Source organism: uncultured Campylobacter sp. (assembly GCF_937949835.1).
In the GTDB taxonomy this organism is placed as follows: Bacteria; Campylobacterota; Campylobacteria; order Campylobacterales; family Campylobacteraceae; genus Campylobacter_B.
In genome coordinates this window covers 1-1,109 of sequence record NZ_CALEDC010000031.1, presented here as the reverse complement: position 1 = coordinate 1,109, position 1,109 = coordinate 1, and the positions used below count along the sequence as shown (strand labels likewise).

General features: G+C 56.6%; 1 protein-coding gene. It reads left to right on the top strand.

The window, feature by feature from the left end; all coding sequences use genetic code 11:
• Positions 1-877, top strand: an 877-nt coding sequence (gene proC, locus Q0256_RS00680; protein WP_297959094.1) for a pyrroline-5-carboxylate reductase, incomplete at its 5' end; no start/stop codon positions are given.
• Positions 878-1,109: the final 232 nt, after the last annotated feature.

Genomic DNA, 1,109 nt, shown 5'->3' with positions numbered 1-1,109 from the left:
TACAGAGGATAAAAAAAATTGCGCGTCTGGCGGAGAAAATTCCGCGCACGACGGGCGGAATTTTATGCCAGATACTCAAAGCTTTGCGGCTTGCGGGCGGAATTCCGCAAATTTAGAGCAGAATTTTGCGAGCCGCGAGCGTGATTCCGCCTGCGCGCAGCCCGCCTCCGATACAAAGCTTCAAGTCCTAGCTTATGCTAGAAGCAAAAACGAAGCCTTGCGTAAGCGCTACGGCGTGCAAATTTTAGAGGGCGAGACGCAACTGGCGCACGAAGCGGATATTATCGTGCTCGCGACCAAGCCCGCCAGCTATGAGGGGATTTTGCACCTGATCGCGCCCGAGCTTGCGGGCAAAATTCTGCTTCTTTTGGCGCCGAATTTCAAGCTGGAACGTGCCCAAAATATCGTAGGTGCGGACGTTTTCGTAGCCCGTGCGATGCCAAACGTCGCCGCGGGCATCGGCGCGTCGGCTACGGCGCTGTGCTACGGCGAGTATTTTGATGAGGCCAGTCGGGAGGTCGTACGAGCGCTAGCCGCCAAAATCGGCAAATTCTACGAGATAGACGAGGCTAGCTTTGCCGCATTTACGGGGATCGCGGGAAGCCTGCCTGCGTATGTGTGCGCCTTTATCGAGGCTGCGGCGGATGCGGGCGTGCGGGGCGGACTACCGCGGGCGCTGTGCTACGACGCGGTAGCGGCGGCGGTAGAGGGCACGGCGCGCCTGCTGCAAAGCGGCAAGCGCCCATCGGAGCTTAAAGACGCGGTCTGCTCGCCTGCGGGCACGACGATAGAGGGACTCGCAGCGCTGGAGGCGGCGGGGTTTCGCGCAGCGGTGATGGCGGCGATCGAGGCGTGCATCGCCAAAGCTCGCGGCTAGCCTCGCCGCACCTCATCGGTTTCGGATTTCAAACACAGCGTGTTTAAGGGCGTGCTAATATCGGAATTCTTTGCGGACGCTCTAGCTAAAATTTTGCCTTATCTTTAAATCGAATGAGTTCGCCATTTCTGCAGCGGCGGAATTTACGAGCTCTATGGCGAACAAGCCGCCAAGCCCGCATTGCATTTAAATTTTAAAATTTAGCGACTTTAGAAATTTTAGATCAAAATTT